This is a genomic window from Paraburkholderia sp. (assembly GCF_047605525.1).
In the GTDB taxonomy this organism is placed as follows: Bacteria; Pseudomonadota; Gammaproteobacteria; order Burkholderiales; family Burkholderiaceae; genus Paraburkholderia.
The window spans coordinates 135,416-148,621 of sequence record NZ_JASGFN010000005.1 but is presented as its reverse complement, the minus strand read 5'-3'; the positions used below and the strand labels follow the sequence as shown (position 1 = coordinate 148,621).

The following is a 13,206-nucleotide window of genomic DNA, read 5'->3' as shown; positions in this document are numbered from 1 at the left end:
GTCACGCCAACTGTTCGGTTTTTTAACTGAACAGTTCCGCCGAAAGTGTTCGGAACTGTGCATGGGTGTCCGATCATCGCACGTCAATAATCGGTGCAACAGGAAATGTTCTTCAAGGAGAACGGCGATGCGTGAGGTACGGATTTTCGAGTTGGAGCATGGCGAGCCCGCAACAGCCTGGCGTGTCGCGCGTCCTGCGATTTTCAAGGTGATCTCGGGCGAGATCTGGCTGACCGTCGAGGGCGAGCATGACGATCACTGGCTCGCGGCTGGCGAATCGATCGAGCTCGCGCGGGGCTCGGTCGCGTGGATCAGCACGGGGCAGGCCGGGGCGCGCTTCGCGCTGGCAAGCGGTTCGGAGCGCAAGGTGCGGAACCCGCTGCCCGGCTGGCCGATGCCGAACTGGCTGGCGCGCCGGCCCAGCGTGGTTTGACACCGTTTCGCGAGCGTCGGCTGATGGGCAGCAGGCGAGGCCAGCCGGCGTGCCGTGGCGGTTTTTGAAGAAGCAGGGAACCCGCGCCCGCCTTTCGTCGCCCATCGGCGCAACGCGGCACAATCCCGCACAACCCCCGCTACCCAGCACCCCCCGTCTCATACTCTCCGATATACCGCGCCCGTGGCCGGATCAACCGTCCGTCGCGCGTCTGTTCCATCGCGTGAGCAATCCAGCCGACCACCCGTCCCGCCGCGAACAGCGTGAACGCCGCCCCGGCCGGCAAGCCGAGCACGCGCTCGATCGCAGCAAGCGCGAAATCGACCGTCGGTTCCGCGCCTGTCGTGTCGCGCACCGCACGCGCGAGCTTCAGCACGTCGTTCAGCGGCGAGCGGGCCGGCGCGCAGTCGTTGAGCAGCGTCAGCAGCAGCCGCGCACGCGGATCGCCATCCGGATAAAGCGGATGACCGAAGCCCGATAGCACCGGCCCTTGCGCGCCGTGTTCGTGGCGCGCGAGGCGGTTCGCCAGATAGCGGTCCAGATCGGGGGCGCGCGACGCCTCTTCGAGCAGCGCCGCGATGCGCACCGTCTCGCCGCCGTGGCGCGGCCCAGCCAATGCCGCGAGCCCGCCCGCGACCGCGCCGAACAGATGCGTGCCCGTCGACGTGATGCAGCGGACCGTAAATGTCGATGCGTTCAGTTCGTGATCCGCGCACGCGACCAGCGCCGCGCGCAGCAGTCCGCTCTGCTGCCGGTTGCGCACCCGCCAGGCCGTCGCGATCTGCCGGTGCAGCGGTTCGTTCGACGCCGCCGCCGGCAGCATCGCGGCGGCGAGCAGCCGCATCACGGCGCACGCGGTGTCGAGTTGCGCGTCGCGCCCGAGCGCCCAGACGCGCGGCATCTGCGCGGCGGCGGCCGGCAGCAGCACGAGCGCGCGATCGAGCGGCGTGCTGTCGCTCCACAGCTTGAGCCACGCGGCCCATTGGGCCGGGGCGAGCGGCACGGCGGGCGCATCGGCGATACGTCGCGCACTGCATTCCCACAACAGCGCCGCGACGTCTTCGAGCGACGCACTGCGCGCGAGCTCGATTGCATCGTGCCCGCGATACAGCAGCCGGCCGTCCGCGACCAGCGTGATCGACGATTCGAGCACCGGCACGCCCCAGTCGAGCACCTTCTGCGCGACCTTGCCCGCGCGCTTGCCGTCCGCCTTGCGGCGCGCGAGGCGGCGCACCTCGGCGGCATCGTAGAGCCGGTGCCGGCCGTGCGCATCCGGCGACGAACCGAGCATGCCGCGGCTCACGTACGCATACAGCGTGGGCAGGCTGACACCGAGCATCGCGGCGGCTTCGGCGGCGGTCAGAAAGGTCGGAGTCGGACTGGGCATGAAAATGCGTGGAAACCGAATAAATCAATATATATTGATTATCATAATCAAGATTGATCGAAGCAAGGCAAAATTCTAGACTCGGTGCATCTTCTTCCTGTCCTTGCCGGGAACGCAATGAATGCCATGACGCCCGAACTTGCCCTCAAACATATCTGGACCGTCGCCGGATGCGATCCGGTCGCGCTGCACGCCATTTCGCTGGGCGGCGCGGACCCCGGTCTGCCGTCGGTCCACCGTGTCGGCGCGCTCGCCTCGGCCACCATCGCCGCGACGGGCCTCGCCGCGGCCGAATACCGGCGCCTGCGTACCGGACGCAGGCAGCACGTATCGGTGCAGATGCGGCGCGCGCTCGCGGCGTTTCGCAGCGAACGTTATCTGCGTATCGACGATGGCCCACCGCCCGTGCTGCGTGATCCGGTCACAGGTTTCTACGAGACCGGCGACGGTCGCTGGATCCAGTTGCACACGAATTTCGCGCATCACCTGCAAGGGGTGCTCAAGGTGCTCGATTGCGGCAACGATCGGGCCGCCGTGGCCGCCGCGATTCGCGGCTGGGAAGGCGCGACGCTCGACGGCGCGCTTGCCGACGCGGGCCTGTGCGCCGCGTTGATTCGCTCGCCCGGCGAGTGGGCCGCGCTCGAACAGGCGCAGGCGATTGCAGGTCTGCCGCTTTTCGAGATCGAGCGTATCGGCGACGCGCCGCCTGGCTCGCCACGCCCGGCTGATACCGGTGGCGGTGCCGACCGGCCGCTCGCGGGCGTGCGGGTGCTGGATCTGTCGCGGATCATCGCGGGACCGGTGGTCGGCCGCGCGCTCGCGCATCATGGCGCGGAGGTGTTGATGATCAACGGGCCGCATCTGCCGAACATCGCGCCGCTCGTGATCGACAACGGCCGCGGCAAGCGTTCGGCGCTCGTCGATCTGCGCGATGCGGCCGGCTGCGACACGTTGAGCGGACTCGCGCGCGACGCCGACGTGTTTCTGCAGGCGTATCGTCCGGGCGCGCTCGCGGCGCGCGGCTTCGGTCCGGACGAACTCGCGCGGCTGCGGCCGGGCATCGTGTATGTGTCGGTGTGCGCGTATGGGCACACGGGGCCGTGGGCGCAGCGGCGCGGCTTCGACAGCCTCGTGCAGTCGGCGAGCGGCATCGCGTGGACCGAGCGCGCGGCGGCGGGTTGCGCGGAGCCGCGGCATCTGCCGTGTCAGGCGCTCGATCATGCGACCGGCTATCTGGCCGCGTTCGGCGCGATGGTGGCGCTGGCGCGGCGGGCCACCGAAGGCGGCAGCTGGCACGTGAAAGTGTCGCTCGCGCAGACGGGGCGCTGGCTTCAGTCGTTCGGGCTGCTGCCCGACGGTCAGCAGGTCCCGGACGTCACGCTCGACGACGTGCGCGATTGCGTCGCGACCGTGCCGTCGGAATTCGGGCGGGTGCTTGCGGTGCAGCCAGCGGAGGAACTGGAGGAGACGCCGGCGTTTTATGCATTGCCGCCGTCACGTATCGGCGCGCATGACGCGAAGTGGGCATAAACGGCAGCCGTGCTACTTCCTCAGCTCCGCCACAAAATCGTAGTAATCGTTCCGGCAATACGTATCGGTCAACTCAATTGCCCGCTGATCCGCCGTGTACCCCACACGCGTAATCAGTAACAACGCTTCATTGGGCGCGATGCTCATCTGCTGCGCAATTTCCTCGCTGGCGTTCACCGCGCGGAAATGCTGCAACGCGCGCACGATCGTCAGTCCGCGATTTTCGAGGTACGTATAAAGCGAGTCGCCGATCGCCTGCGGATCCGGAATCACCGCGGCCGGGAACGTCGAATTCTCGACCGCCATCACGATACCGTCCGCGAGCCGCAACCGGCGCAGCCGCGTTACCGCCGCGGCCGGCGACAGGCCGAGCTGGATCACTTCGTCGCGATTGGCCGGCGAAATCTCGCGCGACAGCCACTTCGAGCTCGGCGTGAAGCCGCGCCGCCGCAGCATTTCGCTGAAGCTCGACAGGCGCGACAACGGATCTTCATAGCGCGGCGTGATGAAACTGCCCGCGCCCTGGGTGCGGCGGATCAAGCCCTGCTCGACCAGAAGCGCGATCGCCTTGCGCGATGTGATGCGCGACACGCCGAGCGCTTCCGACAGCACGCGCTCCGAGGGCAGCGCCTCGCCGGCGTTCCAGCGGTTTTCGTGAATCGCGCCGCCGAGCTTGCGGGCAAGTTGCAGATAGAGCGGCGTGTCGTTTTCCGGGTCCGGGCGCAGGTCGCGCCAGCGGTCTTCCGAGGCAGAGGTCATGGGGCTCACGCAAGATGGGCAAGCGGCAATTCTAGAACATCGGCGCGCTGCGTTATAGCGGGCTTTTGCCTGGCGCACGGCCGCGAGGCCGTCGAGCCGCTAAACTCGTCGCTATGTTTTTCATAGCGTGCGTTGCGCGCGGCAATCCGCGGCGTCACGCGGCAGTAGCGCGCATTGCACTGGATCGGGCCACTTGAAGGAGTCAGCATGACGAGCGATATCGCAAGCGTAAGCCTGCTTGGCGGCGAGCGCATTCCGGCATTGGGGCAGGGCACGTGGGAGATGGGCGAACAGCCGTCGCGCCGCAAGGCGGAAATCGACGCGCTGCGTTGCGGCATCGAACTCGGCATGACGCTGATCGATACCGCCGAAATGTACGGCGACGGCGCGACCGAATCGTTGCTCGGCGAAGCACTCGCCGGTGTGCGCGACAAGGTGTTTCTGGTCAGCAAGGTATATCCGCACAACGCGAGCCGGCGCGGCGTGATCACCGCGTGCGAGCAGAGCCTGAAGCGTCTGAAAACGGATCGGCTCGATCTGTATCTGCTGCACTGGCGCGGCTCGGTGCCGCTCGCGGAAACCGTCGATGCATTCGAGGCGCTGCGTCGCGCGGGCAAGATTCGCCACTGGGGCGTGAGTAACTTCGACACCGACGACATGGAAGAACTCGTCGCGACACCGGGTGGCGACGCGTGCGCGACCAATCAGATTCTGTACAACGTCGCGCGGCGCGGGCCGGAGTTCGATCTGCTGCCGGGGCTCGCCGCGCGCGGCGTGCCGGCGATGGCGTATAGCCCGGTCGATCATGCGCGCCTGCCGAAGCGCTCGCCGCTCGACGATATCGCCGACGCGCGCGGCGTCTCGGTGTTTCAGGTGGCGCTTGCGTGGGTGCTGGGCAAACCCGGTGTATGCGCGATTCCGAAGGCGGCGCGTGTCGAGCATGTGCGCGCCAACCATCTTGCATCGCAGTTGCGGCTGGAAGCCGGCGAACTCGCCGCGCTCGACGCGTACTTCAAACCGCCGCGCGGCAAGCGGCCGCTGGAGATGCTGTAAGCAAAAGAAAAGTGCTGAAAACGAAAGCGCGGCCGCCGCGAGTTGCGGCGCGGCGGCGCGCGAGGCCGGCGATGCGCTCAGCTACAGATGTGATGCTGATGCACGGAACCGAGCACCGCGACTTCGGCGGGGGTGTGCTGGAGGGCGTCGACCGGGACTTGGGCGGCGTCGTTGAGGAAGTCGTCGACGATCGACGACACCGTCACGTCACGCAGGCACAGCGACACGCGCTGGGTTTCGTTGGCCGGCAGCGTGTCGCGCTGGCCGAGGAACAGCACGCCGTACTGGTAGCCGTGGATGATGCCGCGGATCGCGCCGACGCATTGGCCTTGCGCGACGTTGTCGTTGCGCTGCTTGCACATCTGCACGAGCGAGTAGGCCGAGAACGTCGGGTCGACCGGCGGCGCGGCTTGCGAAAGGGTTTGCGGCATCGGCTGCGGCGGTGTTTGCGCATTGGCGAGCGATGCGAGGCCCAGGGCGGCAGCCGTCAGCACGGCGGCGGCCGCACGTTTCGTGGAGGGGGGGACGTTTCGTTGCATGTTGTGGGCCCTCATATCGAACGTTGAATCTGATATGAGGCAGTCGTCTCGGATTGGTTCCATAACACTCGCACGCAATGAGGGTGGTGTTCCCGCCGCCCGTGGCGCGCTTCGCGTGACGGCGCGGGAACGTCTCGTGCGTCCTGCGTGGCGTGTCCGTCGAGCGCGCGCCGAAGGCGGGCGGGCCGCTCCGACCGGCCTCGGGCGGTGACGCTCGACCGGGGGATCGAGACGTCACCGCCGTTGCCGGCGGATAGCGGACAGTATGCCGGTACATGCCGCCGGCGGGTAGGGCGCGGGGGCACCCTACCGAAAGATCGGGCGACGCCTAGTGCCCGTTCCCGCCGCCGTTGCCACCGCCACCACTGCCGCCACCCTTGCCTCCGTGGCCGCCGCCGAAGCCTCCGCCAAAGCCGCCGCCGAACCCGCCACCGAAGCCGCCACCAAACCCACCGCCTTTACCACCGCCGAAACCACCACCAAAGCCACCGCCCGGGCCGCCGCTGGAGCCGCCGCAACCGCAGCCGCTGCTGCTTCCGCCGCCTCCGCTGCCACCGCTGTTGCCACCGCCTCCGCTGCTGCCGCCACCGCCCCCACCACCACTACTCCCGCCACCGCTATTCCCTTTGCCGCTCGCACCGGAACCACCGCTCCCGCTCCCGCTTCCACTGCCGCTCCCTGAACCTGCCGCCGCGCTCCCTGCACCGTTGCCGCTTGCCCCCGCGCCGCCATTGCCCGAACCCGCCGCGCCGCCATTGCCGCTGCCGCCACCGTACCGTCCGCAGCCGGGCACGCCCGCGCCGCAGTCGGTCGGCGCGAATACCGCGGCGGCATCGTCGGCGGCAGTCGGGACGCCGCCCTCGGAGCCGGTCGCCGCGCCGTCGTTCTGCGCGAGTTGCAGCGGAGCCGGTCGGGCGACCCCCGATTCGGATGCACCGGCGAGCACCATCCATCCAGGGATCACGTCCGTCGATGCCGCGTACGCAACCTCGCTCGCCAATCCCGCCACGCCCGCGACGATCACGGCGCAACGCATCACCCCGCTGTAATACGGATTGAATTTTCTGGTCTTCATCGCGCTTCTCCCGAGCGAACGACGGTACTTCGTTGCCGCCTTGTCGCGTGCCGCGTCGTCGGCGGCTGACCTGTCTGAACGCGGGCCTTGTTCTGGCCGCTGATTAGCGATATCCATGCCACGGGTCGCGGAACCTTGAAGCGGCATGGGCGAGATAGGGATGTGCGATGCGCACGAGGAAAAAACGCGAGAAAACGTTTCGACGATGAAACGCGCGGCCCGGAAAGTCGCTTCCCTTCGCGTGATTCGTCAAGGTTGGCGCTGCCGCGCGTGAGGCGACGCTATCCGGCGTTACCCGGCGTCGTGGGGTGCGTCGCCGGAAGCACCGTCATTCACCGGCTTGTCATCATCACTGTCACCATCGCGTGAAGCGGCTTGCACCGCCCGCAACGTATCGACGGGAATATGGCAGCGGATCCGATGCGCGGCAGGCTGAGCGGGATGGCTGCCCGCATCGAGAAACGGTGGGTCCTGCTGCTCGCAGATCGCGCCGAGCTTGCGCGGACAGCGCGTGTGAAAGACGCAGCCCGACGGCATCGCGCCCGCGCCGGGCGGCTCGCCCTCGAGATGGATGCGTGCGCGCGTCGTCGTGCGGCGACTGCTCTGGTCGCCCGGCGCGTCGTCGAGCACACCCTGACCGTTCAGCGTCGGCACCGCCGACAACAACGCCTCGGTATAAGGATGCTGCGGCCCGTCGAACACCGCGGCGGCGGGTCCGATCTCGAGCAGCCGGCCGAGATAGAGCACCGCGATGCGGTCCGACACATAGCGCACCACGTGCAGATCGTGCGAGATGAACACATAGCTGACGCCACGCTCACGCTGCAGATCGGCGAGCAGGTTCAGGATCGCCGCCTGCACCGACACGTCGAGCGATGAAGTCGGCTCGTCGCAGACCACGACGCGCGGCTCGCCGGCAAACGCGCGCGCAATCGCGACGCGCTGCTTGAGGCCGCCCGACAACTGCCGCGAACGCGCGTCGAGATAGCGTTCCGGCAGACGCACGGCGTCGCTCAGCGCGGCGAGCCGTTCGTCGGCCGCCGGACCGCGCAGCGTGGTGAAGCGCGCGAGCGCACGGCCGATCAGCCGCTTCACCGAATGGGCGCGATTGAGCGCCGAGTCCGGATTCTGGAACACGATCTGCATCGACTTCAACTGCTCGCCGCTGCGTCGTGTGACGCGCGTGGCGAGCGGTGCGCCGTCGAGTTCGAGCACGCTGCCCGCGTCGGGCGCGAGCAGGCCGAGCATCAGCCGCGCGAGTGTCGTCTTGCCGCTGCCCGATTCGCCGACGAGGCCTAGCGTTTCGCCGCTCGCGAGTTCGAGCGAGACATCGTCGACCGCGCGCAGCGGTGTGCCGGAAGCGTGGAACGTTTTCGACAGATTGCGTGCGCGCAGCACGGGCCCGGTGCGCCGAAGTTCTTTCGCGTCGTTCGGCTTCGCCGCCGCATCGAGCGCATCGGATGCTTCGGGTGCGTCGGGCATAGCCTCGGGCGTCGCGCGCGGCAATTCGATCGCGCGTTCGTGATAGTGGCAGCGCGCCATCTGATCGCCATGCGCGGCGCAAAGCCGGTAAGGCGGCGGCGCTTCGCGGCGGCAACGTTCGTCGGCGAGACGGCAGCGTTCCGCATAGATGCAGCCCTGCGTGACCGAGCCCGGCAGCGGCAGGGCGCCCGCGATCGTATCGAGCCGCGCGGTGTCCTTGCTGCGCCCGGCTGTCGGCAGGCAACGCAGCAACCCCACCGTGTACGGATGACGCGGCCGCGCGAACACGTCCCGCGTCGCGCCTTCCTCGACCAGCTTGCCCGCGTACAGCACGCCGACGCGTTCGCACATGCGTCCGATCACCGCGAGGTTGTGGCTGATGAACAGCACCGCGGTGCCGAGCTCCTTGCGCAGTTGCGCGATGAGGTCGAGCACTTCCGCTTCGACGGTCGCGTCGAGCCCGGTGGTCGGTTCGTCGAGAATCAGCAGCGCGGGGTTCGACGCGAGCGCCATCGCGATCACGACGCGCTGCTGCATGCCGCCCGACAGTTGATGCGGGTAGCTGTCCATCACGCGCTCCGGCGTGGCGATGCGCACGCGCTTCAACATCTCGAGCGTGCGTTGCAGCGCTTCGTCGCGCGCGAGGCCCGCCGCTTCGTACGCTTCGGATACCTGCGTGGCGATCGTCAGCGACGGATTCAGCGCGCGCGCGGGATCCTGATAGACCATCGAGATCGTCGTCGCGCGCATGCGGCGCAATGCGTCGGCGCCGAGCTTCTGCACGTCCTCGCCGGCGATCACGATCTTGCCCGCCTTCACCTTGCCGTTGCGCGGCAGATAGCGCAGCGTCGCCATCGCCACCGTCGACTTGCCGCAGCCCGATTCGCCGACGAGTCCGTACGCTTCGCCGCGCCGCACGCGAAACGACACGTCCTGCAGCACTTCGCGATCGCGTCCGCGGATCCGGTAGGTGACCGTCAGGCCGACGATGGTCAGCGCATCGGTGCGGTCGCTCTTCGACACGTCGAACGCGGCAAACGACGAAGGCGGCGGCCCGTTCATCGGTCGAGCACTCCCTGCACGCCGTCGGCGACCAGATTGACGCCGACCACCAGCGACGCGATCGCGCCGGCCGCGAACACGACGGTCCACCACGCGCCGCCCGCCATCAGCGTGTACGACTCGGACAGCGCGAGCCCCCAGTCGGCCGATGGCGGCTGGATGCCGAAGCCGAGAAACGACAGCGTCGCGACCGCGAAGATCGCGTAGCCGAGCCGCACGGTCGCCTCGACGAGGATCGGCGGCAATACGTTCGGCAGGATCTCCGCGAACATGATGTACGGCGCGCGTTCGCCGCGTAGCTGCGCGGCGGCCACGTAGTCGAGATGGCGCTCGGTGAACACCGCGGCGCGCACGGTGCGCGCGGTGATCGGCGTGAACGTGATGCCGATCACGAGGATCACCGTGAAATTCGACGCGCCGACCGCGGCGAGCGCGAGCAGCGCGACGATCACGAGCGGCAGCGCGAGCACCGCGTCGATCACGCGGCCCACCACGTTGTCGACCCAGCCCTCGAAGTAGCCGACCAGCAGACCGAGCGCGGTGCCCGCGAGCGTGCCGAGCAGCGTCGCGAGCGGCGCGATGGTCAGGATGTCGCGCGCGCCGACGATCACGCGCGAGAACACGTCGCGGCCGAGCTGATCGGTGCCGAACCAGTGCGTGCGATCGGGCGGCGTCAGCGAGTTCAGCGGATCGGACGCGTACGGATCGAGATGCACGAGCCACGGTCCCGCGATCGCGCAGCCGATCCACCACGCGACGATCAGCGCGCCCGCGACGAAGGTCGGCGAGCGTAGCAGCAGACGCAGGCGGGGAAAACGCGGCTCGGTCGCCGCGCGGGACGCGGGTGACGCCGGCGGCGCGGCGGGCGGTGTGGTCGGCGGCACGGCGGTGCTCATTCGGCGCTCCTCACCCGCAGGCGCGGATTGAGCAGCACGTGCAGCGCGTCGGCGATCAGATTCGCGAGCGTGTAGACCACGCCGATCGTCAGCACGCCCGCCTCGAGCATCGGGAAGTCCTTCGCCTTGGCCGCGTTGTAGATCAGCGAGCCGATGCCCTGGTAGTGGAACAGCGTCTCGACCACCACCAGCCCGCCGATCATGTAGCCGAGCTGCGTCGCGGCCACCGTGATGGTCGGCAGCAGCGCGTTGCGCAGCACGTGCCGCCAGATCACCACGCGGCGCGGCAGCCCCTTCAGGATCGCGGTGCGCGTGTAGTCGGAATCGAGCGCTTCGACGGTGCCCGCGCGCGCCATCCGCGCGATATAGCCGAAGAACACCAGCACCAGCGGCAGCACCGGCAGCACCAGATGCCGCAACTGCTCGAACACCCCCGCATCGGGCGGATACGATGCCTCGATCGGCAGCCAGCGCAGCCACACGCCGAACACCAGAATCAGCACGATCGACGACACGAATTCCGGCACCACGGTCGCCGACAGCCCGGCAATGCTGATCGTGCGATCGAGCCAGCGTCCCGCATGCATCGCCGACCATACGCCGCCCGCGATACCGAGCGGCACGACGACGATGAACGCGAGCAAGCCGAGCTTCGCCGAATGGCCGAGCGCGTCGGCGATGAATGGCCCGACCGGCTCGCGATACGCATACGACAGCCCCATGTCGCCGCGCGCGAAATGCGTGATCCAGTCGGCGTATTGCGTGAGAAGCGGCCGGTCCGCGCCGAGCTGATGATTGAGCGCGGCAACCGCACGCGCGTCGGCGAGCGGCCCGAGCACCGCGCGGCCGATGTCGCCGGGCAGCAGTTGTCCGCCCGCGAACACGATCAGCGACAGCAGCCACAGCGTGATCAGCGACAGCCCGACGCGCGTCGCCAGAAACCGCGCGACGCGGCCGGCATTGCCGTTCGCCGCGCGGGGAGCGCGGGATGCATCGGATGCGGGAGAGGGCGCCGGGGCCGACATCGTCAATTCTCCTGGCGAATCCTGTCGAATCGTGCCGAAGCTCGGACGCTTACGCGCTCAGCGTCGCGCGATCGAAATACAGTTGCGCGAGCGCGGTGAAGCGCACGCCGTTCACGCCCTTGCGCATCGCGATCAACTGATCGTAGAAGAACGGAATGATGACGGGCGTTTCGTCGAGCAGCAGCCTTTGAATTTCGCCGGAGATCTTTCTCTGCGACGCGAGATCGATTGCCGCGACGAATTGCGCGACCAGTTGATCGTATTGCGGATTCTTGAAGTGCGCGGCGTTCCACGTGCCGTTGCTCGTCAGCGGTGCGTTGAGGAACACGTTCGGCACGCCGCGATGGCCGTAGTCGGTGATGCCGAGCGGCGAGTCGAGCCAGTCGGATTTGCCCGGCGTGCCCGCGCCATAATAGAGCGACTGGCTCTCGATCTTCAGATTGATGCGCACGCCGATCGCTTTCGCGGCGTTCTGCACGACCACCGCGAGGTCGGGTATCTCCATGTATTTTTCGGTGGTCAGCGTGACGTCGAAGCCGTTCGGCACGCCGGCCTGCGCGAGCAATTGCTTCGCCTTCGCGACATCGATCCTGCGCTGCGGCACGCCCGCGTCCGATGACGGAAACACCGGCGCGAACGGACTGTCGTTGCCGAGCTGCGCGCGGCCCTTGAATAGACCGCGCACGATCACGTCGCGATCGAGCGACAGCGCGAGCGCCTGGCGCACCCGCTTGTCCCTGAACAGCGGGCTGTCGTTGCGCATGTGGATCTGCCGATGCGCGCTCGATTTCACGCCGACTGCCTTGTAGTCCGGATTGTTCAGGATGCTCGCGCCGCCCTGCACGGTGAAGGTGCCCATCACGTCGGCCTGATGGCCTTGCAATGCGAGCAACTGCGCCTGTTCGTCGGCGTAGAACGTGAACTGTACGCGCTGCGGTAACGCTTTTTCGCCCCAGTAATCCGGATTGCGCACGAACGACGCGCCGACCTTCGGCTGATACTTCTCGAACCGGAACGGACCGGTGCCGATGAAGCTCTTTTCGTAATTGCCCGCGAAGTTGGCGGGCAGGATCACGCCGTTGTAATTATCCGAGGAAACGTAGTACGGGAAATTGCCGTTCGGCGCGTCGAGATGAAACTCCACCGTGTGTTCGTCGACGACCTTCGCGCCGCCTTTCGACAACACGCCCTTCAGCACCGACAGCGCGGCCGAGCCGCTCGCCGGGTCCGCGAGACGGTCGAACGTGGCGACCACGTCTTTCGCGCCGAAGCTCTGGCCGTCGTGGAACTTGACGTTCGGACGCAGCTTGAAGGTCCAGACGTCGCCCTTGTCGTTCGGCTTCCACGACAGCGCGAGCGCCGGTTTCAGCATCAGCTTTTCGCCGTCGTCGTCGATCAGGAATTCGCCGGTCTGGTTCAGCAGCGCGAGGCTCGCGGCGTCGGTCACGGTGAGCGGATCGACCGCGCCCGCCGGCGTCAGATGCGCGACGCGGATTGTCTGATTCGAAGGCGCGGTGCCTTGCGCCCGCGCCCGTGGCGCGCCGAAGAGGCCGCCCCCGGCGAGCGCCAGACCGATCACGCTCGCATGGCGCAGCAACTCGCGGCGCGTGAGGCGGCCGGCCAGAAATTCGTCGAGGGCGTGATTGCCGTAGGCGTCGGCGTTGCGGCGGGCTGCGTTCAGTGCGGCGTCAGGTGCCGTATGAGGTGCCGTATGGGGGGCGAGAAATCGGTCCGCTGGCGTTTTCATCGATGGCGTGTCCAGTCCGTTCTGTTGCCGGTTCCGTGGCGAAAAGCGGTTTCAGTGTAAGCGATTGCTCACCGCTCTGGCGCGCTTGCGGTGCCGTGAGCTTGCCGATCGGCCGATAAAGGAGGCGGGTGTGTCGTTGCCACAACGGTCGCAGCGGGGCCTTCACGACGCACCGACGCCGTTGCGGACGGATCGCCGGTATCGCGCTGGAATCCTTA

Annotated in this window: 11 protein-coding genes; 3 read left to right on the top strand and 8 right to left on the bottom strand. The window is 67.8% G+C overall.

What is annotated here, in order from left to right; all coding sequences use genetic code 11:
• The first annotated feature begins 127 nt into the window (after positions 1-127).
• Positions 128-433 (top strand): DUF2917 domain-containing protein, encoded by a 306-nt coding sequence (locus QM685_RS09290; protein ID WP_415114996.1) that lies wholly within the window; start codon positions 128-130, stop codon positions 431-433.
• Positions 434-572: 139 nt separating this feature from the next.
• Here QM685_RS09290 and QM685_RS09285 read toward each other — a convergent pair whose 3' ends face one another.
• On the bottom strand, positions 573-1,820 hold the full coding sequence (locus QM685_RS09285) for a citrate synthase family protein (RefSeq protein WP_415114994.1): 1,248 nt from the start codon (positions 1,818-1,820) through the stop codon (positions 573-575).
• A 126-nt stretch (positions 1,821-1,946) separates the two neighbouring features.
• Between QM685_RS09285 and QM685_RS09280 the strand changes: the two genes are divergently transcribed.
• The gene (locus tag QM685_RS09280) at positions 1,947-3,350 is read left to right on the top strand and encodes a CoA transferase (RefSeq protein ID WP_415114992.1); all 1,404 of its coding nucleotides are present in this window, start codon (positions 1,947-1,949) and stop codon (positions 3,348-3,350) included.
• A 12-nt stretch (positions 3,351-3,362) separates the two neighbouring features.
• On the opposite strand, the gene QM685_RS09275 is transcribed toward QM685_RS09280, so the two are convergent.
• Positions 3,363-4,109 carry a GntR family transcriptional regulator gene (locus QM685_RS09275; RefSeq protein WP_415114990.1) on the bottom strand — a complete coding sequence of 249 codons (747 nt, stop codon included), beginning with the start codon at positions 4,107-4,109 and terminating at the stop codon, positions 3,363-3,365.
• 207 nt (positions 4,110-4,316) lie between these two features.
• Between QM685_RS09275 and QM685_RS09270 the strand changes: the two genes are divergently transcribed.
• On the top strand, positions 4,317-5,162 hold the full coding sequence (locus tag QM685_RS09270) for an aldo/keto reductase (protein WP_415114988.1): 846 nt from the start codon (positions 4,317-4,319) through the stop codon (positions 5,160-5,162).
• A 77-nt stretch (positions 5,163-5,239) separates the two neighbouring features.
• On the opposite strand, the gene QM685_RS09265 is transcribed toward QM685_RS09270, so the two are convergent.
• The 6 genes from QM685_RS09265 to QM685_RS09240 form a co-directional block, all read right to left on the bottom strand.
• Entirely contained in the window at positions 5,240-5,701 is a 462-nt protein-coding gene (locus tag QM685_RS09265) for a hypothetical protein (RefSeq protein WP_415114986.1), read from the bottom strand.
• Between the two features lie 328 nt (positions 5,702-6,029).
• Positions 6,030-6,776, bottom strand: a complete 747-nt coding sequence (locus tag QM685_RS09260; protein ID WP_415114984.1) for a hypothetical protein — start codon at positions 6,774-6,776, stop codon at positions 6,030-6,032.
• Between the two features lie 291 nt (positions 6,777-7,067).
• Positions 7,068-9,320 carry an ABC transporter ATP-binding protein gene (locus tag QM685_RS09255; RefSeq protein WP_415114982.1) on the bottom strand — a complete coding sequence of 751 codons (2,253 nt, stop codon included), beginning with the start codon at positions 9,318-9,320 and terminating at the stop codon, positions 7,068-7,070.
• A complete protein-coding gene (locus tag QM685_RS09250) occupies positions 9,317-10,216 on the bottom strand; it encodes an ABC transporter permease (RefSeq protein WP_415114980.1) in 900 nt (299 codons plus the stop codon). The genes QM685_RS09255 and QM685_RS09250 overlap by 4 nt, the downstream gene beginning before the upstream one ends.
• Positions 10,213-11,241 carry an ABC transporter permease gene (locus tag QM685_RS09245; RefSeq protein ID WP_415114978.1) on the bottom strand — a complete coding sequence of 343 codons (1,029 nt, stop codon included), beginning with the start codon at positions 11,239-11,241 and terminating at the stop codon, positions 10,213-10,215. The genes QM685_RS09250 and QM685_RS09245 overlap by 4 nt, the downstream gene beginning before the upstream one ends.
• Before the next feature lie 49 nt (positions 11,242-11,290).
• Positions 11,291-12,988 carry an ABC transporter substrate-binding protein gene (locus QM685_RS09240; RefSeq protein ID WP_415114976.1) on the bottom strand — a complete coding sequence of 566 codons (1,698 nt, stop codon included), beginning with the start codon at positions 12,986-12,988 and terminating at the stop codon, positions 11,291-11,293.
• Positions 12,989-13,206 lie beyond the last annotated feature (218 nt).

Bases quoted from the DNA above. Each gene is read 5' to 3' on its own strand.
- QM685_RS09280 (WP_415114992.1), top strand. From the start codon at position 1,947: ATGACGCCCGAACTTGCCCTCAAACATATCTGGACCGTCGCCGGATGC.
- QM685_RS09250 (WP_415114980.1), bottom strand. From the start codon at position 10,216: ATGAGCACCGCCGTGCCGCCGACCACACCGCCCGCCGCGCCGCCGGCG.
- QM685_RS09240 (WP_415114976.1), bottom strand. From the start codon at position 12,988: ATGAAAACGCCAGCGGACCGATTTCTCGCCCCCCATACGGCACCTCAT.
- QM685_RS09275 (WP_415114990.1), bottom strand. From the start codon at position 4,109: ATGACCTCTGCCTCGGAAGACCGCTGGCGCGACCTGCGCCCGGACCCG.
- QM685_RS09245 (WP_415114978.1), bottom strand. From the start codon at position 11,241: ATGTCGGCCCCGGCGCCCTCTCCCGCATCCGATGCATCCCGCGCTCCC.
- QM685_RS09290 (WP_415114996.1), top strand. From the start codon at position 128: ATGCGTGAGGTACGGATTTTCGAGTTGGAGCATGGCGAGCCCGCAACA.
- QM685_RS09260 (WP_415114984.1), bottom strand. From the start codon at position 6,776: ATGAAGACCAGAAAATTCAATCCGTATTACAGCGGGGTGATGCGTTGC.
- QM685_RS09270 (WP_415114988.1), top strand. From the start codon at position 4,317: ATGACGAGCGATATCGCAAGCGTAAGCCTGCTTGGCGGCGAGCGCATT.
- QM685_RS09255 (WP_415114982.1), bottom strand. From the start codon at position 9,320: ATGAACGGGCCGCCGCCTTCGTCGTTTGCCGCGTTCGACGTGTCGAAG.
- QM685_RS09285 (WP_415114994.1), bottom strand. From the start codon at position 1,820: ATGCCCAGTCCGACTCCGACCTTTCTGACCGCCGCCGAAGCCGCCGCG.
- QM685_RS09265 (WP_415114986.1), bottom strand. From the start codon at position 5,701: ATGCAACGAAACGTCCCCCCCTCCACGAAACGTGCGGCCGCCGCCGTG.